Source organism: Lichenicola sp. GTC18331 (assembly GCF_055386855.1).
In genome coordinates, this window is sequence record NZ_AP045015.1 from 2,915,003 (window position 1) to 2,937,283 (window position 22,281).

Below are 22,281 nucleotides of genomic sequence, written 5' to 3' on the forward strand. Positions count from 1 at the left end.
CGGCGAGGCATCATGTCACCCGCTGCCCCTCTCCACTGACCGTCCGGGCGCCGCCGGGGTGGCGCTGTCGCCACCCGCTCCCGAGCCCTTTATAAGCGCCGCATGATCGTGCTCACCGGCGGCGCCGGCTTCATCGGCTCGTGTTTCAACGCGGTTCTGCAGAAGCAGAAGCGGGCGGTCGCGATCGTCGACCGGCTCGGTTCGGAGGGGAAATGGCGCAATCTGGCGCAGTTCCCGCCGCAATATCTGGTGCCGCCGGAAGAGCTGGACGCGTTTCTCGCCGACAGTCCGCAACCGGTCGAGGCGGTGGTGCATCTGGGTGCGATCAGCGAAACCACGGCGCGCGACGGCGATCTGGTCTGGCGCACCAATGTCGCGTTGTCGCAATCCTTGTGGCGCTGGTGCGCGCGCAACGGCGTGCCGTTCCTGTATGCGTCCTCCGCTGCGACCTACGGCGCCGCGGACGGGATCGAGGCGTTCTCGGACGCGCCCGACCGGCTCGGTGCGTTGCGTCCGTTGAACCTTTACGGCTGGTCCAAGCACAGTTTCGATCTGTGGGTGCAGCGCGAACTGGCCGAAGGCCGCGCCGCGCCGCCGCAATGGGCCGGCTTGAAGTTCTTCAACGTCTACGGCCCGAACGAGAACCACAAGGGCAACATGATCTCGGTCGTGAAGGTGAAGCACGACGAGATCCTGGCCGGGCATTCGGCGAAACTGTTCCGTTCCGACCGGGAGGGTCTGGCCGACGGCGCGCAGGCGCGCGACTTCATCTGGGTCGGCGACGTGGTGGACGTTCTGTGCTGGCTGCTGGACACGCCGTCGGCGAGCGGGCTGTTCAATCTCGGCACGGGCGTGGCGCGCACCTATCTCGACCTGGCCCATGCCGTGTGCGACGCGAACGGCCTGCCGCGACGGGTCGAGTTCATCGACATGCCGAAGGCGCTGCAGGGCCAGTATCAAAGCTTCACCCAGGCCGACATGCGCCGCCTGCGCGATGCCGGCTATGCCGGGCAGTTCACCGCGCTGGAAGAAGGCGTGCGGCGCTACGTCGCTCTTCTGCGCGACGACGCGCCGTTCTCTTGACCCGATCCCGCCAGGAAGCGTTCCGCCGATGATCCCCGTTCTCGTGTTTCCGGAATTCGACCCGGTGCTGGTGCATCTGGGGCCGCTGGCGATCCGCTGGTATGCGCTGGCCTATATCGTCGCCCTGGTGGTGGGCTGGCGTTTGATGCGCCGCCTGGTGCTGCGCGCGCCGCAGGTCGCCACACAGCTCCAGGTGGACGATTTCCTCACCTGGGCCACGCTCGGCGTGGTTCTGGGCGGCCGGCTCGGCTACATCCTGTTCTACCAGCCCTCGCTGTATCTCGCCCATCCGGCCTCGGCACTCGAGCTGTGGCATGGCGGCATGAGTTTCCATGGCGGCATGCTCGGTGTGGTGACGGCGCTGCTGCTCTACACGCGCAAACACCGGATCAACTTCCTCGGCTTCGCCGACCGCGTCGCGGTGGTGGTGCCGATCGGGCTCGGGCTCGGGCGCTGCGCCAATTTCATCAACGGTGAACTCTGGGGGCGTCCGGCCCCGGCGTCCCTGCCCTGGGCGATGATCTTTCCCCGTGTCGACAACATCCCGCGCCATCCCAGCGAACTCTACGAGGCGCTGCTGGAGGGGGTGGTTCTGTTGATCGTGATGGCGTTGTTCGCCAGGCACCGTTCCGTGCGCGAGCGCGCCGGGCTGCTGAGCGGCATCTTCCTGCTCGGCTATGCCATCCTGCGCGCCTTCTGCGAGCATTTCCGCCAGCCGGATGCGTTCCTGAACTATCTCGCCTTCGGCACCACCATGGGCCAGCTTCTGTGCATCCCGATGGCGATCGCCGGCAGCACGCTGATCCTGTATGCCCGCCGCGCGCCGGTGCTGCAGCCGATCGTGCTGCCGCCGCCGTCGGAGCCGGTTTGAGCGACGCCGCGCCCGCTCCGGCAGAGCGGCTCGACCGCTTCATGGCGCGGGCCAATGCGGCCTATTACGCCGGGCGCGACCCGTTCGCCGATTTCATCACGGCACCGGAGATCGCGCAGGTCTTCGGCGAGCTGATCGGCGCCTGGGCCGCGGTGTGCTGGCAGGGGATGGGCCGTCCCGATCCGGTGCTGTTCTGCGAGGCAGGACCCGGGCGTGGCACGCTGATGGCCGATGCGCTGCGTCTCGCCGCCCGCGTCGCGCCCGATTTCCGTACCGCCCTGCGCGTGCATCTGGTGGAAACCTCGCCGCGCCTGCGCGCGATCCAGGCGGACGCGCTCGCGGGCGCCGATCCGGACTGGCACGACACGGTCGACACCATCCCCGACGGGCCGATGATCCTGATCGGCAACGAGTTCCTGGACGCCTTGCCGATCCGGCAGATGGTCTGGACCCCGGCCGATGGCTGGCGCGAGCGCTTCGTGCGCGATGGCGGCTTCGTGCTGGAACCGGCGGACGCGCCGCCGCCCGGAGCCGTTCCGGTCGTGGCGGGGCAGGTGGTGGAATTCTCCGAACCGGCGCGGGCGATCGTGGCCGGGCTCGCGCGTCGCGTCGCCGCCGGGCCGGGTGCGGTTCTGTTGCTGGATTACGGGCCGGACCGCCCCGGCGCCGGCGACACCCTGCAGGCGCTGCGCGACGGCCGTCCCGCGCCGCCCCTGGATGCGCCGGGCGAGGCCGATCTCACCGCCCATGTGGATTTTCCCGCCTTGCGCGCCATCGCGCTGGCGGAAGGCGCCGCGGTCTGGGGGCCGGAAAGCCAGGGCGCGTTCCTGTCCGCGCTCGGCCTGTTCCAGCGCACCGAGCGTCTGGCCCGGAACCAGCCGCCGGAACAGGCGCGCGCGCTCGTAGATGCGGCGCACCGTCTGGCCGCGCCCGACCGCATGGGGCAGTTGTTCAAGGCGATGGCGCTGTGTCATCCGTCCATGGGCGTGTCGCCCGGCTTTTCCCCACCCCGATCGACCCAGGAGGATGGCGTTCGTGCCTGACCCCAGCGCTCTTCTCGATCCCCTTATTGACGACGTGCTGCGCCCTTGTCCGCACGGCTTCTTCACCCGTCTCGGCGGTGTGTCGGAGGGACCGTTCGCAAGCCTGAACTGTTCCGTCACCAGCGGCGACGCGCCGGAAGCCCTGCGCGAGAACCGGCGCCGTGTGGCGCACGCGGTGGGTGTGGCGCCGGAGCGGCTTCTGGGCGTGACCCAGGTGCATGGCGATGCCGTGATCACCGTGACGGAGCCCTGGGCGCCGGGGGAGGGCGGCCGTGCCGATGCGATGGTGACGAACCGGCCCGGTCTGGCGCTGGGCGTGATCACCGCCGATTGCGCGCCGGTCCTGTTCGCGGATGTGGCGCGCAACGTGGTGGGCGCCGCCCATGCCGGCTGGCGCGGCGCGGTCGGCGGCGTGCTGGAACGCACGCTGGACGCCATGCAGGCGCTGGGGGCCGAGATCGGGCAGGTACGCGCAGTGATCGGGCCGTGCATCGGCCAGCCCAGCTACGAGGTCGGCCCCGATCTGCGCGACGCGGTTCTGGCCGCCGGCACGACGGAGGCGGAGCGGTTCTTCCGGCCCGGCACGGGCGATCGTTTCTTCTTCGATCTGGCCGGCTATTGCGTGTCCCGGCTGCGCGAGGCCGGTGTCGGCTCGGTGCATGCGCTCCGCCGCGACACGCTGGCCGAGCCCGACCTGTTCTTCTCCCATCGCCGCCGCACGCTCGCGGGCGGCGGCCCGATCGGCCACCAGATCTCCGTGATCGCGGCCGCTCCCGAACGGACCCATCCATGATCCGCCTGAATCGCCCGTTCTCCGCGCTCGCCCTTCTCTGCACGGTGTGTCTGGCGGGATGCGGCGATCTGCCGCAGCCTTTCGCCGGCAATCCGGGTGCCGCCGCCCTGCGTCTGGCCGCACCGCCGCCGCCGCGTCTCGATGTCCCGACGCCGGGCGGGGCGTTGCTGGCCGATGGCGAAGCCGCGTCCTGGACCAAGGCGCTGGTGGCCGGGTTGTTGACGCACGAGGTTCCGGCCGTGGCGCAGCCGCGCCGTCGCAACGACTGGTCGGTGACGGTGACGGCGCGGACCGACGGCGCGGCCGTGGTGCCGCATTACGCCATTGTCGGCCCGAACGGACGCGTGCGCGCCGAGCGCGACGGCACGCCCGTGCCGGCCGCGCAATGGGCGTCCGCCGATCCGGCCATGCTTTCCGCGAACGCCCGGGCCGCGGCGGACGACATCAACGCCATGCTGATCGATCTGCAGGCCAAGGCGGCGCAGACCGATCCCAACAGCCTTTTGAACCGTTCGACGCGGATCTGGCTCACCGGCGTGACCGGCGCGCCCGGCAACGGCAATGCCGAGCTGGCCGAGCAGATGCGAGCGCTGCTGCCGGACGAGCACGACACGTTGCAGACCGACGAGGCGCATGCGGATTATTTGGTGTCCGGCCAGGTGACGGTCAGCAAGCCGTTCAACGGCGTGCAGCATGTGGAGATCGTCTGGACCGTGACGCGCACGGTGGTGGGCAGCGGCGGGCGTCCGGCGCACGAGGCCGGCAAGGCGACGCAGCTGCACGATCTTCCGGCCCATTCGCTCGACGGCGCCTGGGGCGACGTGGCCATCGCCGCCGCCACCGAGGCGGCCGGCGGCGTTCGTGAGGTGATCAGCAACAACGAGGGCCGCGCGAAGCCTCGCCAGAGCGGCACGAAATCGCCGGATGGCCCGCTGGTGAACCAGCCTCTGGCCGCGCCGCCGAGCGACGCCCTGCCGCCGCCGCCGAAGGCATGACGCCCGTGCGTGCCGGCCAGGATGTCCTTCCCACGATCCGGTGCGTGACAGAAATTAGACGGGTTGCTAGAAGGCGGCGGCCTCGCCGCCGGCACCCGACCGGCCGGTTCGGGCCGCCGCGGAGCCGCACATGAAGATCGTCAGCTGCAACAGCAACCGGCCTCTCGCCGAAGCGGTCGCCGCCAGCCTGGGTCTGCCGCTCTGCAAGGCGGTGGTTCGGCGTTTCGCCGACATGGAGGTGTTCGTCGAGATCCAGGAGAACGTCCGCGGTGAGGACGTGTTCGTGATCCAGAGCACCTGCTACCCGACCAACGACAATCTGATGGAGCTGTTGATCATGATCGACACGCTCCGTCGCGGCTCGGCCCGGCGGATCACCGCCGTGATCCCCTATTTCGGCTATGCCCGCCAGGACCGGAAATCCGGCCCGCGCACGCCGATCAGCGCCAAGCTCGTCGCCAACCTGATCACCGAAGCGGGCGCGCATCGCGTGCTGACCATGGATCTGCATGCCGGCCAGATCCAGGGCTTCTTCGACATCCCCGTGGACAACCTGTTCGCAGCGCCGCTGTTCGTGCGCGACATCAAGGAGCGCTACGGCTCGCGCGATCTGATGATCGTGTCGCCGGACGTGGGCGGCGTGGTGCGCGCGCGCCAGCTCGCCAAGCGCCTGAACGTCGATCTGGCCATCATCGACAAGCGTCGCGAGCGCGCCGGCGTGTCCGAGGTGATGAACGTGATCGGCGACGTGTCCGGCCGTCATTGCCTGCTGGTGGACGACATCATCGACAGCGGCGGCTCGCTCTGCAACGCGGCCGAGGCGTTGATCGCCCAGGGCGCGTCCGGCGTCGGCGCCTATGTGACGCATGGCGTGCTGACCGGCGGCGCCGTGTCGCGCGTCGCCTCCTCGCCGATCGAGATGATGACCATCACGGACAGCATTCTCGGCACCGAGGCGGTGCGTCTGGCCTCCAACGTGCGCCAGATCACCATCGCGCAGCTGCTCGCCAACGCGATGCGCGCGGTGTCGGACGAAAGCTCGGTCAGCTCGCTGTTCGACTGACCGGCACGCCGCCGCGACGGGGTCTTCCGCGCGGCGGGGATGTCGTGCGGCCCGACGGCGTCCGGGCAAGGCGAGACGAGGCGTCGCCGTTTGCATGATCCGGCCGGCGGACGCCCCGGGAAACCCGGACCGGATCCGGCGAGGCGTTCAGGCGGATGCCCCGCGTCGCGAGGCCGCGACCGTCAGCCAGAGCGCCGAGATCAGGAAATACAGCGCGCCGAACGCGGCATAGGGCGCGATGTCGGGCAGGCCGGCCGACCATGAGCGGGCGGCGGCACGTCCCATCAACGCCCCTGCCAGCATGGACTGGGCGCCGCTGAGGATCATCGCCCATTGCGCGCCGTGCGATCGCCAGCGTCTCGCCCCCGTCAGCAACTGCAGGAAACCCGACAGCGTCGCCCAGACGGCGAACACGGCCAGCACGGCGTTCATGCCGCGGCCGAGCGTCGCGGCGACGGCGATGGCGACGAGGCTGCTGACGGCCACGTTCGCGGCCTGGCTCGGATTGCGCGACAGCCCGCCGCTCCGGAGCGCATCGGCGGCGTTCGCCACCGCGTCCCAGGCCGGGTAGGCGATCAGCAGGATGGCGGCGACGGTGTCGGAGCGGCGTCCGAGAGACAGCATCGCCGCGACCCAGAGCGCCGATACGGCGAAGCGGGCGAGGTAGTAGTTGCGAAGCGGTCGGTCGGTGTCGGTCGGCATGATCTTCTGTCCTCGGAAATCATAGCTACCTACTAGAAGGTAGACAACGGTGGGTCAATCGCTCGACGGCGACGAGATTGCCTGTATGAAGCGGTATGGACGCCCGGACGTGGTCGTGATCGGAGAACAGGCATGAGCGCGACGACGGGCGAAACCGCCGCGAAACTGCTGGAAGGCGCCGCCGATCTGATCGCGCGGCACGGCTATAACGGCTTCAGCTATGCCGATCTGGCCGAACGCTTCGGCATCCGCAAAGCCAGCATCCACTACCACTTCCCGTCCAAGACCGATCTGGTCGTGGCGGTGGTGGAACAGGGGAGGGCTCGGATCGCGGCGCAGATCGCCGCTCTGGACGCTTCGGCGCCGGTCGCCACCGAGCAGCTGCAGGCCTATGTGGGGTTCTGGCGGCGCTGCATTCGCGACGGGACCGTGCCGTTCTGTCTGGCGGCCGTTCTGGGTGCGGAACTGCCCGGCCTGCCCGAGCCGGTCGCGGTCGCGGTGCGGCAACATTTCGCCGATCTCTCCGACTGGCTGCGTCGCGTGCTCGCTCTGGGCGAAACGCAGAAGACGATGCGCCTGACGCTGAGCGCCTCCGCCGAGGCCGAGATCCTGATGGCGACGATCTATGGCGCGATGTTGTCGGCCCGCGCCTTCGACGATGCGGACCGGTTCGATGCGATCGTGGACGCGGCGCTGGCGCGCATCCGGATTTGGACGGCGGCTTCGCCGACGTGACGGAGGGCGTGTTGTAACGCTTCCGATCGGGAAACGATCGGCCCTTCGACGGTGGTCAGCCATGTGCTTGCCAGTTGGCCGCCCCATGCTACCAACTCCGCCCATGATCCCGAGCCTCGCACCCCGCCCGTTCTGGTATCTCCGCCATGGCGAGACAGACTGGAATGCCCGTGGCCTCAGTCAGGGCCGGTCCGACATTCCCCTGAACGCCACGGGCATCGCCCAGGCGGAACGGGCCGCGGCGACGATGGCCGCGCATTGGGCCGACCACGCGCCGATCACCCGCATCGTGTCCTCGCCGCTGATCCGCGCATTACGGACGGCGGAGATCGTCGCGGAAACGCTTCTGGCGCGCGACAATATCGCTTTGCCGATCGGCACCGATCGCGACCTGCAGGAAGTCTGCTTCGGCGTGCAGGAAGGTCAGCCGATGGGCGACTGGTACGACAGCTGGATCGCGGGGGACTACACGCCGGAGGGCGCGGAACCGTTCGCCGCACTGGTGGCCCGCGCCGTGGCTGCGGTGGATCGCGCCACGGCCGGCGAGGGCACCGTCCTGATCGTGTGCCACGGCGCCATGTTCCGCGCCCTGCGCGCCGCCATGGGATTGCCGGCCAACGTGCGCCTGCCCAACGCGTCGCCGCTCTGGCTGCGGCCGGGCGAACCCGATCCCCTGCCGTGGCAGCTCGTGAACGTGGGATAACCGGACCGATGAGTACCGACGGAAACACGCTTGTCGCAGCGCTGACCGGGATCGTCGGCCGCAAGCATGTTCTGACCGGAGCGTCGCGCACCCGCCGTTTCCGTCGCGGCTACCGCACCGGCGAGGGCCCGTGCCTCGCCGTGGTGCGGCCTGGCACGCTGCTGGAACAATGGCGGGCGGTGCAGGCCTGCGTGGATGCGGATTGCATCGTGCTGATGCAGGCGGCCAATACCGGCCTCACCGGCGGCTCCACCCCGGACGGCGACGACTACGACCGGCCGATCGTGATCGTCAGCACGCTGCGCATGAACCGCGTGCGTCTGCTGGGCGGCGGCAAGCAGGCTTTGTGTTTTCCCGGCGCCACGCTCGATCTTCTGGAACGGACGCTGAAGCCGCTCGGCCGCGAACCGCATTCGGTGATCGGCTCGTCCTGTCTCGGCGCGTCGGTGATGGGCGGTGTCGCCAACAATTCCGGCGGCGCCCTGGTGCGTCGCGGTCCGGTCTACACCGAGCTGTCCTTGTTCGGCCGCGTCGGCGAGACCGGAAAACTGGAACTGGTGAACAAGCTCGGCATCGCGCTCGGCGACGACCCGGAAACCGTTCTCGACCGGCTCGACCGCGACGGATGGAGCGAGGACGCCGTATCCTGGGACAGCGGACGCGCCCATGATGCCGACTACGCCAATCGCGTGCGCGACACGAACTCGCCGGAGCCCGCGCGCTTCAACGCCGACCCGGGCCGTCTGCACGATGCCGCAGGGTCCGCCGGGCGTTTGATCCTGTTCGCGGTGCGTCTCGACACCTTCCCCGCCGAACCCGATGCGGTGTGCTTCTATGCCGGCACGGAAGCGCCGGACCGGTTCGCCACCCTGCGCCGTCGCATTCTCGCCGCGCCGCAGCGTTTGCCGATCGCCTGCGAATACATCCACCGCGATGCGTTCGATCTGGCCGATCGCTACGGCAAGGACACGGTTCTGGCGATCAGCCGGTTCGGCACCGCGCGCCTGCCCGCCCTGTTCGCGCTGAAGGCGAAAGTGGACCGCATCGCCGAGCGCGTGCCGTTCCTGCCGGATACGCTGTCCGACCGGCTGATGCAGCGCGTCGGCGCGCTGTTTCCAGACCATCTGCCCGCGCGCATGCGGCAGTTCCGCGACCGGTTCCATCATCATCTGATGATCAAGGTCTCTGCCGGGGACGCGGATGCGATGCAGGCCCTGCTGGGCGAGGTTCTCGGCGAAGCCGGTTTCTTCCGGTGCAGCGCTGCCGAAGCCTCGCGCGCCTTTCTGCATCGTTTCGCCGCCGCCGGCGCCGCGGTGCGCTATCGTGCGCTCAATCCGCGCACGGTGCCGGCCATCGTCCCGCTCGACGTCGCCCTGCCGCGCAACACCGAGCATTGGTTCGAGCATCTGCCAGCCGAGTTCGATGCGCTCACCACCCATCGTTTGTATTACGGGCATTTCCTCTGCCATGTGCTGCACCAGGACTACATCCCGAGTGCGGGCGTTGATCCGCAGCATCTGGAAGAGCGCATTCTCGAGACGCTGGTCGCGCGCGGCGGCCATGCGCCGGCCGAGCACAATGTCGGCCATCTCTATCACGCGCCGCCGAACCTTTCCGGGCATTATCGGGAGCTCGACCCGTGCAACTGCTTCAATCCGGGCATCGGCCGCACGAGCAAGCTGCGTTGCTGGGGAGAGGCGGCATGAAGCCCGCAATCCTCGTCGCTGCAATCTGCCTGCTCGCCTCGCCTGCCTGGGCGCAGACGCGGATCGGCACGGCGGACACCACCTTCCGCATGCTCGGCCGCAACGACCGCATCGCGGTCGATCGCTACGACGATCCCGACGTGCCCGGCGTGTCCTGCTATCTGTCCCATGCGGAGACCGGCGGCGTGAAAGGCTCGCTTGGCGTGGCGGTGGATCCGTCGCGCTTCTCGCTCGCCTGCCAGAACAGCGGCCACGCCACGGCGCCGGCCTCGCTGCCGTCGAGTGCAGTGGTGTTCGGCGTGCGTACCTCTCTGTTCTTCAAGGAGCTGCGCGTGTCGCGGCTCTTCGATCGCGAGCGCAATACGCTGGTCTATCTGGCGTGGTCCACACGGACGCTGACGCCGGGTGGCAGCCCGACCAATGCGATTTCCACGGTGTCACTCAGCGCCAATTAGATTCGAACAGGAATCCTTCGCGGCTAGGTGCTAACCGCTCGACTGTGGGCCGGTGCGCCCGCTGTCTCTCCCCATTCCGCGAGTTGTTAAACTATTACATATGCACGTGCGTATCGCGTCACGAGTGTCGTGCCCCATCTAACCTGCCTTGCACACATCCAGATACCGGAAACGCCAACCAGGAATCGACCATGGTCGCTACGACAGGCATTTGCGCGTTCTGCCTCCAACAGGCTCAGTTGCAAGACAGTCACGTTCTCCCCGCCTTCATCTATCGTAATCTCCGAGCTAGGGCCGGCACCGGCCATATCCGAATGACCGACAATATAAATCGTCGAGTGCAGGATGGCCTCAAACAGCCCTGGCTATGCCGCTCGTGCGAGGGCCTGTTCAGCAGCTATGAAACTGCCTTTGCGACGAAGTTGTTCCACCCCTGGCTCGCCTCAACGCAGCAGGTGGCATACGAGGATTGGCTGCTAAAGTTCTGCGTATCGGTGTCCTGGCGTGTTCTCCGATTTACTCGTGGCAGGAACCAAGCAGCCAAATACACCGCGGAGCAGATACCTCTGCTGAATGAGGCGTTGGAACGGTGGCATGCCTTCCTCGTGGGACATGCTCCTCATCCCGGACCGTTCGAGCAACATCTGCTCATTACAGACGATATCGCGACGACGTCCATCCCGGACCTACCGACCAACATCAATCGCTTCTTGAGCGGGGCGATCACCCTCGACATCGTTGGCACATCGCAATCGTTGATGACGTATGCCAAGCTCGGCCGGTTCACGATTTTCGGGATGATCCAGAGAGGTCCGGGTCCATGGTTAGGTACGAAGGTACATGTCCGCCACGGCATCCTGCGGCAGAACGCTAAGGTTACCATCCCCGTCGGACTTCTTGGTCTATTTAAGGAAAAGGCCCTCCTGATGTCTCACGCGATGGACGGGCTTTCAGCGCCTCAGCGAGCAAAGATCGACCAGGCGATTCTGCGCGATCCGGAAGCGTTCATGGCTTCCACGCAGTTCACCTCAATTATGGCCGATATTAGGATGTTCGGGGAGGAAGCGATCCTTGTGGATACACAAGAAAATAACTAAGGCGGCATGCTTCACAAACGCATCTAGACGAGATTCGGGTAGTAGCTAACATCCACGGCGTTTCCCGCGTCACTAACAACCGACACTGCACACCGGGCAATCTCGCCGCGATCAGAATTGGCCTGATTTAGACAGTGCCTGAAGGCGGACATAGAATATGAACCGGGTATAGCATCAGTTGGTGCTCGTCGACACACATTTATTCCAGACCTGCCCGTCACCGCACCGCGCATCACGGGCATGCTGCGGTTCCTGCAAAAATTATTGGTGGGAAAGGTCGAAATAGCCACGGTAAAGGCGGAATAGCTTTACGCTCGCGATGTCGACCGACGACCAATCGCATGGTTGAGTGGGTTGCTGATTGAGGAACTGCACCCTCTTGAGGATTTGCAGCACTTACACGCCGTAGACGGCTTTGTTTAATAGATATCGAGCGTGCCATTCGGCTATTGTAATCTCTGCTATACGTAGGGCAATTGTGGAAACATTGGCAGCGCATGTTGTCGCTTATGCTGCTTTCCATCACTATCCTGCCGAAGGTCCCGATGCGATTACCTGTATGGCCTATCGAGTCGCTGGCTGTCCCATGTTCGATTGTATTGATGCAGGAGCAACAGGGACAGTCAGCGATGCGATAGTGGAACGTGTGCAGGCGATCCTTAGCGCCCGATACGAATCCTCGAAGTTGAAACTTTACCGGATGGCGGACGGGACTTCTCAACGAAACGGTCGTTGAGAGCATTTTCGTTTTACATGGCTAGTGTGTGGCGGTCGCGAACCATTTCGCGAACCACTCCGCCGTTCGCTTCTGCGCATCCTTGCGGTCGGCGTCGTTGGCCATGCCGTGTCCCTGGCCCGCATACACCACGAACTCGACCGGCTTGTGCAGCATGCGCAGCGCCTGAGCATATTCCTGGCTCTGCGGCATCGGGCATTCGATGTCGCGATCGCCCACGAATACGAACACGGGGGTGTGCACGTTCTTCATGTGCAGGATCGGCGAAACGGCGAGATAGGGTTTCGCATCGTCGTAGACGGAGACGCCGAAGAACGGGATGTCCGAGGTGGCGATCCCTTCCTCGCCTTCGATCGACAGCCAGTCCGACACGCCGGCGCCGGCGACGATGGCGCGGAACCGGTCGGTTTCCGTGGGTGCCCACATCGCCATGTAGCCGCCATAGGAATAGCCGAACAGGCCGAGGCGCTTCTCGTCGATCGGATGCGCCGGATCGGCGGCCTTTTCCGCCGCGTCCACACCGGCCAGGATGTCGCGCAGCGGTCCGTGGCCCACGTCGCGGAAATTGGCGTAGGTGAAGGCTTCGCCCTGGCCGTACGAGCCGCGCGCATTGGGCAGGAACACATCGTAGCCCGCGGCCAGAAGCGGGGCCATGTAGCCGTGCCCGACCGGATGCGGCATCGAGGCCGCCGACGGGCCGCCATGCACGTTCACGATCAAGGGCCGCTTGCCGGGCGCGCCGCCGACCGGTTCCAGCAGCCAGCCCTGCACCGTGCGTCCGTCGCTGCGCCAGTGCAGCGAGCGCGCGGTGATCGCCGGCTGGTCGGCCGCCTGTTGCGGCTCCACCGGCGCGAGCGGGGAGAACGCCTTGCCGGTCCGGTGCGACAGCGCCAGCGCGGAAGCGTGGGTGAAATCCTCCAGCACCGTCGCGGCGCTGTTTCCGCCGCAGGCGATCGCCTCCTGCCAGCCGCCGAGCGACACGGATTGCCCGACCGGCACGGAGATCAGCGCGTGCGGATCGGAAAAGGGCCGGTCCAGCGTGGCGAGTTCGAATCGGTCGTCGCGCAGGACGGTGGCGGCGAGCGTGTTGCCGCAGCCGAACGACAGGGCGGTGACGCTCAGCTTGGCATCTGGGGTCAGGTTCACCGGCTTGGCGCCGTCGGCGAGATCCAGCCGGAACGCATCGCCGCCGGTCGCGCCGAAATCGCTCATCAGGCCGCCGATGAACGCCACCGATCTGCCGTCCGGCGACACCACCGGATCGGCCAGCTGCTGCGATACGCCCGGCGTGAACAGGATGCGGTCCGATCCGTCCGTGCCCAGGGCGTGCAGCTTGGCCACCCACCAGTTCGCGTCGCCGTCGCCCGGCGCCGCCGTGGCGACGAAGCCGCTGCCGTCCGGCCGCCAGTCGTATTCGTAGACGTAGAGCCCGGCGGGGGACACGAAGCGCAGCGCGCCGTTCTCCACCAGGGCGATGCGCTGCTCGTCCACCACATCGCCGACCTCGCCGGTCATGGTGGCCGCGGCGGCGGTGGCGCCGGTCTTCTTGTGCGGATGCTCGACCGCCAGGACGCTCAGCACGCCTTGTTTGGAGAAGCGCGGCGTGTCCAGCAGCCCGGCGAAGCCGAGCAGCTTATGCGGCGCGGCGCCCGTGTCGTCGGTTTCCCAGAGCGACTGCTCCTCGCTGTTCGGCACCTGCAGCACGAAAACGAGGCGTTTCCCGTCCGCAGACCAGGAGGGTGCCGATGCTTCGCAGCCGGCGCCGCCACAGGGGAGGGCGACGCGCACCGCCGGACCGCCGGCGACCGGGCGAAGCAGAAGGGTCGTTTCCCCGTCATGCCCCTGCGCCGGGTCGTGGGTGACGGTCGCCACGGTGGCGCCGATCGGCGAGATCGACACGGCGTCGAACGCGCTTTGCGGCGCGGCGCCGGCAAGGGCGGGCAGGGACACGCCGCAGCCAAGAAGAAGGGCGAGGGAGAAACGAGAGCGCGCTGTCATGCGAGGAACGGTTCCAGGTTGGAGGCGGCGAGCATGGACCGAAACCGCCGCCTTTCCCACAACCAGGCGGCTTCAGGTCTCGCGCGGCAGGACCGACAGCACCCGTTCGGGCGGCCGCGCCAGGATCGTGCCGAGCGCGGTGCGCACGATCGGCCGCTCCACCAGACGCGGATGGAGGAGCATGGCGTCCAGCACCCGTTCGTCGGCGATTCCCCGTTCCAGCAGTCCGAGCTCGGCGGCCAGTGTCTCCTTGCGACGCAGGAGGGCGCCGGCGCCGATCCCCATCTCGGCCAGCAGCCTCTCGAGCAACGGCCGCGTCCAGCCCTCGCGGAGATAGAGCACGATCTCCGGCGGATGTCCGCGCTCGCGCAGCATCTGCAACACGGTGCGCGAGGTGCCGCAATCCGGGTTGTGGAACAGTGTCGGCGTGGCGAAAGCGGACATGGTCGGGTTTCCGGTCGCGGCTGGGCAGGGATGGCCGGATGTGGAACTGTTTCGGAGCGTTTCTGTTGCCGTTCCGGTTTCCGGAACGGTCCGAACGGGGAAACGCCGAGCCCTGCTGGGAGGAAACGATGGCGAAGACCGGTCTTGTCGCGGGCGTAGCAGCCGTTCTCGTCGTGGCCGGAGCCGGCGGCGTCTATCTCTACGCCGTCCATCGCGGGCAGAACGAGATCGCACGGGCCGTGGCGCAGATCCGGCAGGAACTGGGCCCGAACGGTTCCCTCGACTACGCGACATCCAGCGTCCATCCGCTCAGCCGCTCCGCCACGCTGGACCGGGTCGTGTTCCAGCGCGGCGACGGCACGCGGGTGACGGCCGACACGCTGGACCTGGCGCCCGACGGGCCGAACCGGTTCCGTTCCCTGCACGCCACGAACCTGGTGGTGACGAACGCGGCGGGCACGTTGAAGGCGAGCCGGGTCGATGCCGAGTCCGTCGCCTACCGGCCGCAGGGCGAGGCCGGTGCGCCTGTCGCGACCACGATCGACCCGGCCCAGCTGAGCTGGTCGTCGCTGCGGATGGAGAACCCTGATCTCTCCGGCGCAAACGGAAGACTGACGGCGACGACGATGCGGATCGACGATTACGGTCTGGGCCGCCATTCCCATCTGGCGATGCAGACCGGGACGATGATCGTGTCGAGCCCCGAGACGCCGGGCAGCGCGCAGCTCGCGTCCCTGCAGGCATCCGGTTTCGATCTGGCCGCCGTCGTGGACGCGCTCGAACATGGCCGGCCGGCGGAGCAGGGGAACGGCGCGTTCGACGGCGAAGCGGAAACCTTCACGCTCAGCCGGGGCGACAAGATGGTGCTGTCGATCGACCGCGTCATCCTGAAGGATACGGTGAGCGGCACGGGGCCGGGCCACATCGACATGCAGATCAATGGCGCCACCTCCACGCCGGCGACGGCGGAGGGCATGGCGATGCTGAATGCGATCGGCCTGAACGCGGTGCACTGGTCGATGTCGTTGCGGGGCACGAGCGATCCGCAGACCGGTAAGGCGCAACTGTCGTCCTGGACCGTATCGGCACGCGAGCTGGGCCGGCTCGAGATCGGCATGGATTTCGCCAACCTGTTTCCGAAGCAGCTGCAACAGAACGGAAGCGCACCGTCCGGCGTGTTCCTGCAAGTGTTGAAGACCGGGCAATTGGCCGGCCTGCGTGTCCGGCTGACGGATGGCGGCCTGCTGCAACGGAGTTTCGCCGCGCGCGGAAAGACGGTGAACATGAGTGCCGACCAGATGCGTCAGATGGCGGTCGCCACGCTGCAAAGTCCGCAGATCGCGACGATGCTGCCGGATGCCGGTCTGCGCGACGCTGTGGACCAGTTCGTCGCCCATGGCGGCACGCTCAAGGTGGCGCTGGCGCCGCAACCGCCGATACCGATCGCCGAACTGTCCGGCTACGGCCAGACCTACCAGCAGGATCCGGCGGCGGCGTTGAAACGGCTGGGCGTGTCCGCGACCTGGTCGGGATCGAACGCGGCGCCGTAGCGCCTGCGCCCGAGGGTCCGATTCCAGGCGCGACTTCCGGGGTGTCCTTCAGCGCCGGTCAGGGCGATACGGCAGCCAGAACACGATCGACCATCGTCTCGGACAGACCGAGATAGTGTTCCGGGTCGGTCAGGCGACGGATCTCCTCCTCGGAGAGTTCGGCCGTGACGTCGTCGCGTGCCAGCAGAAGATCGGCGAGGCTTTTGTTTCCCATCGCCGGGTCGTGGCAGATCTCGTAGAGAACGTCGTGCGCCTTGTCGCGGCCGAGCTTCGGCGCCAGCCCCATCATCACCGCTTCAGACACCACCAGACCCCTGGTCAGGTCGAGATTGGCGCGCATACGGTCGGCATGGACCTCCAGGCCCTCGAGAACGAAGCACGCCTGCGCCAGCGCGCCGCCCGCGAGGGTGAAGATCGCGGGAAGCTGGACCCATTCGATCTCCCAGGGGCCGGTGGCGCGTTCATGGTCCTCGACCATCGCGTCCAGCAGTGCCGCGACCCCCTGACGCACAGATGCCGCACAGGCGTGGATATAGCAGCATGAAATCGGATTGCGCTTCTGCGGCATGGTCGAGGACGAACCGCGATTGGCGACATAGGGCTCCGACGCTTCACTGATCTCCGTCTGCATCATCAGCTTGAGATCGGTGGCGAACTTCGCCAGCGTTCCCGTCAGCAGGCCGAGAAAACAGCCGGCCTCGGCGATGCGGTCGCGCTCGGTGTGCCAGGCGATCTCCGGCTGTGCGAGCCCCAACTCCTCGGCCAGGGCGGATTGAACGGCGAGCCCCTTGTCGCCGAGTGTGGCCAGCGTGCCAGCGGCACCGCTGAACTCGACCACCTCGATGCGGGGCCGTATCTCCGCCAGACGCGCCTTGTGCCGCTGCAGGGTCGCCAGCAGGCGGGCCATCTTGAAGCCGAACGTCATCGGCACGGCCTGTTGCAGGTTGGACCGGGCCGCCATCGCGGTGGAGCGATGCTGCCGCGCCAGCCGCGCCGCAGCCGCGATCGCCCGGTCGAGATCGGTGGCGATCAGGTCGAAACTCGCCTTGATCTGCAGAATGGTCGCGGAATCGGTGATGTCCTGCGTGGTGGCGCCCCAATGGCAGTATTTGCCGGCATCGCCGTGGCAGAGTGCTGCGATCTGATGCACCAGCGCCAGAACGGGATAGCCGATGGTGGCGGTTTCCAGACCGTAGCGTTCGAAATCGATGTTCTCGACCCGGCAGACGCGGGTGATCTCCGTCGCCGCCTCGTCCGGAATGACGCCCAGCCGCGCTTCGGCCCGCGCCAGCGCCGCTTCCCAGTCGAGATAGAACTGGGTTCGCGCGGTGTCGGACCAGACCGTCCGCATCGCCGCCGAACCGAACAGGTCGCGGAAGATCACGCTGTCGAGGGTGCTGGTGGGCATGGCGGAACCGGGTCCTTTTCGGAAGGGGCAAGGTGCCGGGCATGCCGCGTCCGGGCGTGGCGCTGCCTTGCCATCCTGAACTGGAGACACCGCAGAACGGTTGCCAATACTGCGGCCGTCGCTTTCCGATACCGGTGCGGCATGGGCGACGGATGACGGCCGGGCGAAGCAGACCGGATCGGTCAGTTGCCGTGGTCGCTCGTGGCGAGGGCAACTGTCCGGCTCGTCGGTGGTAGGGGAAAGCCCCGAGCTTTCGACGCGTCGATCACGCGGCAATGCGACGGGTCTTCCAGCGAGGCCGCCTTGACGCGGTTATTTAAGGCAAAGCTGCCGACGGTGACGCCGAAGCGATCGTGCGCGCAGAGATCGACGTCGTGATCGATCAAGATCTCCATCACCACCCGTTGATCTTTGCCGTCGGTGTAGACCAACGGCATGCTACCCTCTTCGGAATTGCCGTCATCGAGTCCGCGATCTTGCGGGGCAAGTGTCCCACAGTATCCGTCATGGAAGACATGACCGCGGCCGGCATCCGAAATCGTGTCTCTTGCTGCATGTTACGATCCGTGACGGAGAAACAATAGTTCCGGGTTGCTGCGTCCTGTCCTGAGACCGCTGATCAACGAGAGGGCGGCCGAGACGGTCCATTCGACCGGCTCGATTCGTTCATCTCGTGCAAGATACCTTCAGGACGGTTTGAAGCTTTGCAGCATGCGCCGGAACTGCGGACGGTAATCGTCGAAATCGGCTTCGCCGGCCGTCGCGGTCGAGCTGTACAGCGTGGTCTCGTCGCAAAACGCGTAGGAAATCGCCTGGACGATCGTGATTCCATCCGATTGCCAAGAAAATTTCAATTCCGCGATGACGTATTCTGGTGTCGGATCGCGACGCGACAACAGAGCGAAATGCGGTAGCGTTGATTTCATCCGTGTGTGCTGGCGTTCTACGAACCCGCTCAAACGGTGGAGGCGATCGCCCGAAAGGTCCTCCGGAAGCTTTTCCCGGGTCAGAACGAAATTGGGCGTCACCCCGGAGCGGCCCGGTTGTTCGGCGCTGGCGATCAGCACGGAGGTATCGTGCCACCCGGCCGGGCATTCGATCGTCATGCCCTGCACGGACATCCTGGTCTCGTTCTCCGACATCAGTGCTGAACTCCATGCGGCGGCCACTGGCCGTTCTTGCTCATGGCCAGAATCTCCTTCCAGCTGGGCGGCGGTAGTGGAAAGCCCTTCGCCTTGAGTTTTTCGATTACGCGTAGCCGCGCTTTGTCTTCAGGTGAACCAGGCGTGATGCGGCTATCCAGAACAAAGCTGCCAACCGTAACGCCGAACCGATCATGCGCCCAGATATCGGCTCCGTTATCGATGAGGATCTCGACAACGGGCCACTGGTCTGTTCCCGCGGCGTAGATCATCGGCGTGCTGTCGTCTTCCGGATTGCGGTCGTTCAGCCCTTGATGCTGTTCGGCCAGTTGTTTCACCGTGCCGGTTTCGGAATACATCACTGCAGCCAGCATCGGCGACTGTGCTTTGTGGGCCATTTGAGGTTCCGTTTCAGAAAAGGCTGGGCCGATGCCCCCCAACAAGGGCAGGGTCAGCAGAAGTCGCCCGAGCGCGCGTCTTAAAGGCATCCGTTCTCGACCTGAGCTTGTTCGATCTGGGCCGTTCGCGCCGCCAGGGCCGGCTGTACCTGATCCATGCCATGAAGGGTGACCCGACGAAGCGCTAAAGCCTTCGCACCTTGCCAGGGTTTTCCGTCTCGAAACGATTGCATCGCATCCTCGGCGACATGATCCACCGGTTCGATCGTCCAGCGGCGAGTGGCTGCCGCTTTCGGAAAGCCGGGCAGAGACTGCGCTGCGGTCAGGATCTCGCCATCGACGTGTATTGCGTCAATGCTGGCCGGGACCGGATGAGGAACGGTCTTGGCGTTCAGTCCGGCGGCGTTGAATGTGGTGGTTGGTAATCCGGACGCTTCCGCTCCGGCGGAGGCCAAACCACCGCCCAGCGAATGTCCGGTCAATCGCGCGCCTTCACCACCAGGCGATTGCTGCACTCTTCGGGCGATATACTGAGCACGATTGTAGTAGAATGTTTCCTTGCCCACGCCCTGTTGAAGATTGACCTTCCAGTCCGCCGCTCCCGTAGTTCCTTTGTAAGCAACGATGGGTTTATTGTCCGCGTTGTTGATGAAAACGGCGGCGCGAAACTCGCTCGGTTCGCCAGTCCTGGGATCGCGAGGGTGTTCGATCATCGACTGGTTCAGGCCAAGCTTGGCCAGATCGGCTTCCGTCGCGTTGCGATAGCCTTCCGGCGGCGTGCGATCGTTCGGGTCCTGATAAGCAGCAGCAGCAGCCTGGGCGTCGATGCGGAATCGGTCGAAGGCAGCCTTTTCGCCAGCCAGGGCCGTACAGGCCGGTGATTGGGTCGGCCCGCCGATGAAGACGTTGGGTGACCCTTTCAGGATCACGGCCTGGCAGACCAGTGTGTCGGAGACGCGGGCGGCTGGCATGCCGTTGATCAGCACACGGATGGCCCCGCTGGCGACGGGTTGGGGGATGCCGTCGTGCCATGCGCATTCGCCGGTGGCGAGCGTCATCATGGTGGCCGGCAGATTGTTGATCCGCACGTTCGGCGAGCCGGTGGTCAGCATCCCGGTCGGCGGTCCTTCCAGCAGAGCGCCCAGGGTCTCGCCGAGCGAGGCGAGCGCTTGCGATCCCTTGACCGCCACGACGGCGCCGACTGCCACCGCGCCGAGCCCCCCGGTCGCCGCGATGCCGGCGGCGAGCAGGGCTCCGAGGGCCAGCCCTGCGACCAGTCCCTCCATCGCCAGCGTATGTCCGAACGGGTCTGTGACCCGCGCTGCAGGAAGCAGGCCCATCGACCCTCCCGAAATCCCGGTTGAAGCCCGGAGTGCGACGAGCCTAGGCGATGCATCCCGCTTCGAGAAGCGGTCCGGTTCCGCTCTACATCAGCACCATGGCCAGCAAGGCGATCAGCGCCACCGACGGCACCGCCATCTGCAAAGGTCGCAGACGGGCGAAGTAGAGCGGCGTTTCGCCCCGTCGCGCGGCGATCGGGTCCAGCACGCCCATGCCGGCGAAAGCCAGCAGCAGAAGCACCAGAGACGGCACCGGCGTGGCCAGCCACAAACCGCACAAGGCCAGGATGCCGAGCCCGAACAGCCCCATCGAGGTCGACACCTGCGAGACCGTGGCGCCGCCCGGCGTCCGGAAGCTCAAGCCCCGCCGTACGCCGGACAGGAACAGCACGATCGACGCGCCCCAGATGATGGTCGCGCCCAGAACCAGCGGCCGCGCCTCCAGCGGAACGACCGCGAAGGCGATCGCGCCAGACAGCATCGGGATCATCGCCGCATAGGCCAGCAGCACGCCCAGAAGCGGCGCGGAGCGCGGTTCCTCCACGCGCAGCACCAGCGCCGCGTCCCGATCGGGATGCTCCACCGCGCGCTCCAGCACGCCGATCCGATCCGCCATCATCTTCGCTTTCTCCTGCAACGGAGCCATGACGCCCGAACCAACTCTCTCGTTGCAGTTCCGCCGCGCAGCCCTTATGAACCCCCGCGCACGTCGGCACCCCTGGAGGCCGGCGCGCTTCGTGTTCAGGAGTTTTCAAAGTGACCAATTTTACGACGATCGAAGCGTCGGTGCGCGCGAAGGCTGGTAAGGGGGCAGCGCGCGCAACGAGGCGTGAGGGGCTGGTGCCCGCCGTGATCTACGGCGCCAAGCAGGATGCCTCCCTCATCGCGCTGGACCCCCGCGTTGTTCTCCGCGAGCTGGTGAAGACCGGCTGGCGTTCGCGCCTCTACGAGATCAAGGCCGATGGCGGTGCGCCGATCCGCGCCCTGATGCGCGAAGTGCAGCTGCACCCCGTGTCCGACCGCCCCATCCATGTGGACTTCCAGCGCCTGGCGCCGGGCGAGCACATCAAGGTGGCGGTGCAGGTGGTGTTCACCGGCGAGGAAAGCTCGGTCGGCATCAAGCGCGGCGGCGTGCTGAACATCGTCCGTCACACGGTCGAAGTCTCGGTCGATCCGGACAACATCCCGACCTCCTTCACCGTCGATCTGTCCAACCTGGACATCAACGACAACGTGCGCTGGTCCGACATCAAGCATGGCGACGACGTCGTGCCGGGCATCGTCGACCGTGACTTCGTGATCGCCACCGTGGCGGCGCCGACCGTGGTCGCCGAGCCCGAGCCCGCCGTGGCGGCCGCTCCGGCCGCGCCGGCCAAGAAGGGCGGCAAGAAGTAAGGCAGCACGCTCGTGTTGTTGTGGACCGGGCTCGGCAACCCCGAGCCCGGGATGCTTCGGCAGCGCCACAATATCGGCTTCATGGCGGTCGACGCCATCGCCCGGCGCCACGGCTTCTCGCCGTGGCGCAAGCGATTCAAGGGGGAAACCGCGGAAGGCCAGATCGCCGGACGCAAGATCCTGCTTTTGAAGCCGATGACCTACATGAACGCGTCGGGCGAGAGCGTTCAGGCCGCCGCCGCCTTCTTCAAGGTGGCGCCTGCCGCCATCACCGCCTTCCACGACGAGCTCGATCTTCATCCCGGACGCGTCCGCGTGAAGAAGGGCGGAGGTGCGGCCGGTCATAACGGACTGCGCTCGATGGACCGGATGCTCGGCACGCCGGATTACTGGCGCGTGCGTCTCGGCATCGGCCATCCCGGCTCCAAGGAACGGGTCACCGGCCATGTGCTGGGCGATTTCGCCAAGATGGATCAGCCCTGGCTGGAGGCGCTGCTGGATGCGGTGGCGGATGCGGCGCCGATCCTGGCGGAAGGGCAGCCGGAAGCGTTCATGAGCAAGGTGGCGCTGCTGGTCGGCGAGCCGAAGTGAAGACCTGGGCTCCGCCCAGACCCGGCAAAGGGC

At 66.6% G+C, this 22,281-nt stretch carries 23 protein-coding genes; 14 read left to right on the forward strand and 9 right to left on the reverse strand.

Features of this window, described 5'->3' with window-relative positions; all coding sequences use genetic code 11:
* Positions 1-102: 102 nt before the first annotated feature.
* From rfaD to ACZ5BM_RS13340, 6 genes are all read left to right on the forward strand, one after another.
* Positions 103-1,083: a Rossmann-fold NAD(P)-binding domain-containing protein gene (gene rfaD / locus ACZ5BM_RS13315; RefSeq protein WP_498908601.1), complete on the forward strand. Its 981-nt coding sequence runs from the start codon at positions 103-105 to the stop codon at positions 1,081-1,083.
* Between the two features lie 28 nt (positions 1,084-1,111).
* Positions 1,112-1,954 (forward strand): prolipoprotein diacylglyceryl transferase, encoded by an 843-nt coding sequence (lgt, locus tag ACZ5BM_RS13320; RefSeq protein ID WP_498908602.1) that lies wholly within the window; start codon positions 1,112-1,114, stop codon positions 1,952-1,954.
* Positions 1,951-2,997, forward strand: a complete 1,047-nt coding sequence (locus ACZ5BM_RS13325; RefSeq protein ID WP_498908603.1) for a class I SAM-dependent methyltransferase — start codon at positions 1,951-1,953, stop codon at positions 2,995-2,997. Before lgt ends, ACZ5BM_RS13325 begins: the two co-directional genes overlap by 4 nt.
* Positions 2,990-3,790 carry a purine nucleoside phosphorylase YfiH/LACC1 family protein gene (gene pgeF / locus ACZ5BM_RS13330; RefSeq protein WP_498908604.1) on the forward strand — a complete coding sequence of 267 codons (801 nt, stop codon included), beginning with the start codon at positions 2,990-2,992 and terminating at the stop codon, positions 3,788-3,790. Before ACZ5BM_RS13325 ends, pgeF begins: the two co-directional genes overlap by 8 nt.
* A complete protein-coding gene (locus ACZ5BM_RS13335; protein WP_498908605.1) occupies positions 3,787-4,785 on the forward strand; it encodes a hypothetical protein in 999 nt (332 codons plus the stop codon). The genes pgeF and ACZ5BM_RS13335 overlap by 4 nt, the downstream gene beginning before the upstream one ends.
* A gap of 130 nt (positions 4,786-4,915) precedes the next feature.
* The gene (locus ACZ5BM_RS13340) at positions 4,916-5,848 is read left to right on the forward strand and encodes a ribose-phosphate pyrophosphokinase (protein ID WP_498908606.1); all 933 of its coding nucleotides are present in this window, start codon (positions 4,916-4,918) and stop codon (positions 5,846-5,848) included.
* 147 nt (positions 5,849-5,995) lie between these two features.
* On the opposite strand, the gene ACZ5BM_RS13345 is transcribed toward ACZ5BM_RS13340, so the two are convergent.
* Positions 5,996-6,400, reverse strand: a complete 405-nt coding sequence (locus ACZ5BM_RS13345; RefSeq protein WP_498911632.1) for a DUF308 domain-containing protein — start codon at positions 6,398-6,400, stop codon at positions 5,996-5,998.
* A 282-nt stretch (positions 6,401-6,682) separates the two neighbouring features.
* Between ACZ5BM_RS13345 and ACZ5BM_RS13350 the strand changes: the two genes are divergently transcribed.
* The 5 genes from ACZ5BM_RS13350 to ACZ5BM_RS13370 all read left to right on the forward strand — a co-directional run bounded on the left by ACZ5BM_RS13350 (position 6,683) and on the right by ACZ5BM_RS13370 (position 11,246).
* A complete protein-coding gene (locus ACZ5BM_RS13350) occupies positions 6,683-7,285 on the forward strand; it encodes a TetR/AcrR family transcriptional regulator (RefSeq protein WP_498908607.1) in 603 nt (200 codons plus the stop codon).
* A gap of 106 nt (positions 7,286-7,391) precedes the next feature.
* Positions 7,392-7,988, forward strand: coding sequence for a histidine phosphatase family protein (locus ACZ5BM_RS13355; protein WP_498911634.1), 597 nt, complete (start codon positions 7,392-7,394; stop codon positions 7,986-7,988).
* A gap of 8 nt (positions 7,989-7,996) precedes the next feature.
* On the forward strand, positions 7,997-9,694 hold the full coding sequence (gene dld / locus ACZ5BM_RS13360) for a D-lactate dehydrogenase (RefSeq protein WP_498908608.1): 1,698 nt from the start codon (positions 7,997-7,999) through the stop codon (positions 9,692-9,694).
* Entirely contained in the window at positions 9,691-10,149 is a 459-nt protein-coding gene (locus ACZ5BM_RS13365) for a CreA family protein (RefSeq protein WP_498908609.1), read from the forward strand. Before dld ends, ACZ5BM_RS13365 begins: the two co-directional genes overlap by 4 nt.
* Before the next feature lie 191 nt (positions 10,150-10,340).
* Positions 10,341-11,246: a hypothetical protein gene (locus ACZ5BM_RS13370; protein WP_498908610.1), complete on the forward strand. Its 906-nt coding sequence runs from the start codon at positions 10,341-10,343 to the stop codon at positions 11,244-11,246.
* 757 nt (positions 11,247-12,003) lie between these two features.
* Here ACZ5BM_RS13370 and ACZ5BM_RS13375 read toward each other — a convergent pair.
* Positions 12,004-13,497, reverse strand: coding sequence for a S9 family peptidase (locus ACZ5BM_RS13375; protein ID WP_498911636.1), 1,494 nt, complete (start codon positions 13,495-13,497; stop codon positions 12,004-12,006).
* A gap of 555 nt (positions 13,498-14,052) precedes the next feature.
* Positions 14,053-14,424 (reverse strand): arsenate reductase family protein, encoded by a 372-nt coding sequence (locus tag ACZ5BM_RS13380; protein ID WP_498908611.1) that lies wholly within the window; start codon positions 14,422-14,424, stop codon positions 14,053-14,055.
* Between the two features lie 128 nt (positions 14,425-14,552).
* On the opposite strand from ACZ5BM_RS13380, the gene ACZ5BM_RS13385 reads away from it, so the two are divergent.
* Positions 14,553-15,974, forward strand: a complete 1,422-nt coding sequence (locus ACZ5BM_RS13385; RefSeq protein ID WP_498908612.1) for an aq_1923 C-terminal domain — start codon at positions 14,553-14,555, stop codon at positions 15,972-15,974.
* A 58-nt stretch (positions 15,975-16,032) separates the two neighbouring features.
* Here ACZ5BM_RS13385 and ACZ5BM_RS13390 read toward each other — a convergent pair whose 3' ends face one another.
* The 6 genes from ACZ5BM_RS13390 to ACZ5BM_RS13415 form a co-directional block, all read right to left on the reverse strand.
* Positions 16,033-17,382 (reverse strand): class-II fumarase/aspartase family protein, encoded by a 1,350-nt coding sequence (locus ACZ5BM_RS13390; RefSeq protein ID WP_498908613.1) that lies wholly within the window; start codon positions 17,380-17,382, stop codon positions 16,033-16,035.
* A gap of 182 nt (positions 17,383-17,564) precedes the next feature.
* Positions 17,565-17,819, reverse strand: a complete 255-nt coding sequence (locus tag ACZ5BM_RS13395) for a hypothetical protein (RefSeq protein ID WP_498908614.1) — start codon at positions 17,817-17,819, stop codon at positions 17,565-17,567.
* Positions 17,820-18,068: 249 nt separating this feature from the next.
* Positions 18,069-18,524, reverse strand: a complete 456-nt coding sequence (locus ACZ5BM_RS13400) for a DcrB-related protein (RefSeq protein WP_498908615.1) — start codon at positions 18,522-18,524, stop codon at positions 18,069-18,071.
* Positions 18,524-18,922: an ankyrin repeat domain-containing protein gene (locus tag ACZ5BM_RS13405; protein WP_498908616.1), complete on the reverse strand. Its 399-nt coding sequence runs from the start codon at positions 18,920-18,922 to the stop codon at positions 18,524-18,526. Before ACZ5BM_RS13405 ends, ACZ5BM_RS13400 begins: the two co-directional genes overlap by 1 nt.
* Before the next feature lie 80 nt (positions 18,923-19,002).
* The gene (locus ACZ5BM_RS13410) at positions 19,003-20,262 is read right to left on the reverse strand and encodes a PAAR domain-containing protein (RefSeq protein ID WP_498908617.1); all 1,260 of its coding nucleotides are present in this window, start codon (positions 20,260-20,262) and stop codon (positions 19,003-19,005) included.
* Positions 20,263-20,347: 85 nt separating this feature from the next.
* The gene (locus ACZ5BM_RS13415; protein ID WP_498908618.1) at positions 20,348-20,881 is read right to left on the reverse strand and encodes a DUF3429 domain-containing protein; all 534 of its coding nucleotides are present in this window, start codon (positions 20,879-20,881) and stop codon (positions 20,348-20,350) included.
* Positions 20,882-21,018: 137 nt separating this feature from the next.
* Here ACZ5BM_RS13415 and ACZ5BM_RS13420 point away from each other — a divergent pair, with 137 nt between their 5' ends.
* On the forward strand, positions 21,019-21,657 hold the full coding sequence (locus ACZ5BM_RS13420) for a 50S ribosomal protein L25/general stress protein Ctc (RefSeq protein ID WP_498908619.1): 639 nt from the start codon (positions 21,019-21,021) through the stop codon (positions 21,655-21,657).
* A gap of 12 nt (positions 21,658-21,669) precedes the next feature.
* Complete coding sequence (pth, locus tag ACZ5BM_RS13425; RefSeq protein WP_498908620.1) at positions 21,670-22,248, forward strand: aminoacyl-tRNA hydrolase; 579 nt, start codon at positions 21,670-21,672, stop codon at positions 22,246-22,248.
* Positions 22,249-22,281 lie beyond the last annotated feature (33 nt).

Excerpts from the sequence above, each read along its gene's own strand:
- ACZ5BM_RS13340 (WP_498908606.1), top strand. The coding sequence starts at position 4,916 with ATGAAGATCGTCAGCTGCAACAGCAACCGGCCTCTCGCCGAAGCGGTC.
- ACZ5BM_RS13400 (WP_498908615.1), bottom strand. The coding sequence starts at position 18,524 with ATGTCGGAGAACGAGACCAGGATGTCCGTGCAGGGCATGACGATCGAA.
- ACZ5BM_RS13380 (WP_498908611.1), bottom strand. The coding sequence starts at position 14,424 with ATGTCCGCTTTCGCCACGCCGACACTGTTCCACAACCCGGATTGCGGC.
- ACZ5BM_RS13415 (WP_498908618.1), bottom strand. The coding sequence starts at position 20,881 with ATGATGGCGGATCGGATCGGCGTGCTGGAGCGCGCGGTGGAGCATCCC.
- ACZ5BM_RS13350 (WP_498908607.1), top strand. The coding sequence starts at position 6,683 with ATGAGCGCGACGACGGGCGAAACCGCCGCGAAACTGCTGGAAGGCGCC.
- ACZ5BM_RS13405 (WP_498908616.1), bottom strand. The coding sequence starts at position 18,922 with ATGGCCCACAAAGCACAGTCGCCGATGCTGGCTGCAGTGATGTATTCC.
- ACZ5BM_RS13375 (WP_498911636.1), bottom strand. The coding sequence starts at position 13,497 with ATGACCGGCGAGGTCGGCGATGTGGTGGACGAGCAGCGCATCGCCCTG.
- dld (WP_498908608.1), top strand. The coding sequence starts at position 7,997 with ATGAGTACCGACGGAAACACGCTTGTCGCAGCGCTGACCGGGATCGTC.
- lgt (WP_498908602.1), top strand. The coding sequence starts at position 1,112 with ATGATCCCCGTTCTCGTGTTTCCGGAATTCGACCCGGTGCTGGTGCAT.
- ACZ5BM_RS13395 (WP_498908614.1), bottom strand. The coding sequence starts at position 17,819 with ATGCCGTTGGTCTACACCGACGGCAAAGATCAACGGGTGGTGATGGAG.
- ACZ5BM_RS13385 (WP_498908612.1), top strand. The coding sequence starts at position 14,553 with ATGGCGAAGACCGGTCTTGTCGCGGGCGTAGCAGCCGTTCTCGTCGTG.
- rfaD (WP_498908601.1), top strand. The coding sequence starts at position 103 with ATGATCGTGCTCACCGGCGGCGCCGGCTTCATCGGCTCGTGTTTCAAC.
- ACZ5BM_RS13335 (WP_498908605.1), top strand. The coding sequence starts at position 3,787 with ATGATCCGCCTGAATCGCCCGTTCTCCGCGCTCGCCCTTCTCTGCACG.
- ACZ5BM_RS13410 (WP_498908617.1), bottom strand. The coding sequence starts at position 20,262 with ATGGGCCTGCTTCCTGCAGCGCGGGTCACAGACCCGTTCGGACATACG.
- ACZ5BM_RS13390 (WP_498908613.1), bottom strand. The coding sequence starts at position 17,382 with ATGCCCACCAGCACCCTCGACAGCGTGATCTTCCGCGACCTGTTCGGT.
- ACZ5BM_RS13370 (WP_498908610.1), top strand. The coding sequence starts at position 10,341 with ATGGTCGCTACGACAGGCATTTGCGCGTTCTGCCTCCAACAGGCTCAG.
- ACZ5BM_RS13365 (WP_498908609.1), top strand. The coding sequence starts at position 9,691 with ATGAAGCCCGCAATCCTCGTCGCTGCAATCTGCCTGCTCGCCTCGCCT.